At 80.1% G+C, this 1,115-nt stretch carries 1 protein-coding gene; it reads right to left on the bottom strand.

Going from position 1 to position 1,115, the window contains the following annotated elements; translation table 11 throughout:
- Positions 1-1,115: beta-ketoacyl reductase (locus B0E53_RS36675; RefSeq protein WP_146167981.1), on the bottom strand; the 1,115-nt coding region annotated here is incomplete at both ends.

Below are 1,115 nucleotides of genomic sequence, written 5' to 3'. Positions count from 1 at the left end.
GGCGGGCCACGCAGCCGGCCAGGGCCGCCAGCGCCAGGTCGGTGTCGAGCCGGGTGACGCCGGCGCGGCGGCGGCGTTCCTCGACGGCGGGGTCGGCGGCGGCCATCCCCCCGGCCGTCCAGGGCCCCCAGGCGACGGAGGTGGCCGGCAGTCCCTGCCGGTGCCGCTGCTCGGCGAGCGCGTCCAGGTAGGCGTTGGCGGCGGCGTAGCTGCCCTGCCCGGCGGCGCCGAGCTGGCCGGCCAGCGCGGAGAAGAGCACGAACGCGCGCAGCTCCCGGTCGGCGGTCAGCTCGTGCAGGTGCAGCGCGCCGAGCGCCTTGGGGCGCAGCACGGCGGCGATCCGGTCGGTGGTGAGGCCGTCGAGCACCCCGTCCTCCAGGACGCCGGCGGCGTGCACCACGGCGGTCAGGGGCAGCTCGGCGGGCACCTCGTCGAGGAGCTTCGCCAGGGCGGCGCGGTCGGCCACGTCGCAGGCGGCCACGGTCACCCGGGCGCCCAGCCCGGTGAGCTCCCGCACCAGCTCGGCGGCGCCGGGCGCGCCCGGTCCGCGGCGGCTGACCAGCAGCAGGTGTTCGGCGCCGCGGCCGGCGAGCCAGCGGGCCACCTGCCCGCCGAGGGCGCCGGTGCCGCCGGTGACGAGGGTGGTGCCGGGGTGGGTGGGGTCGTCGGTGTCGGCGCCGCCCGGGGCCGGGACGAGGCGGCGGACCAGAAGCGTGGCCCCGTCGACCGCAAGCTGGTCCTCGCCGTCCAGCCCGGACAGTGCGGCGCAGAGCAGGTCCCAGCCGCGGTCGTCGAGGGTGGCCGGCAGGTCGACGAGGCCGCCCCAGCGCTCGGGGTGTTCCAGCGCCACGACCCGGCCCAGTCCCCAGAGCAGGGCCTGCTCCGGCCGGCCGGCGCCGCCGCCCCGGGTGGTGCCGGCGGCGCCCCGGGTGACGCACCAGAGCGGCGCGGCCACGTCGAGGTCGCCGAGGGCCTGCACCAGCGCGAGGGAGCGGCCGAGGAACGGCGGCACCGGTTCGGTGGTGTCGACCGGGGCGTCGGCGAGGGCGAGCAGGGAGAGCACGCCGTGCACCGGGTCGCCGCCGGTGGCGGCGGCCAGGTGGGCGGCGACGGCG

Source organism: Micromonospora sp. MH33 (genome assembly GCF_003013775.1).
GTDB lineage: Bacteria > Actinomycetota > Actinomycetes > Mycobacteriales > Micromonosporaceae > Micromonospora > Micromonospora fulviviridis.
Note: the sequence above shows the minus strand (reverse complement) of the source record. Positions and strands in the feature narration are given on the sequence as shown.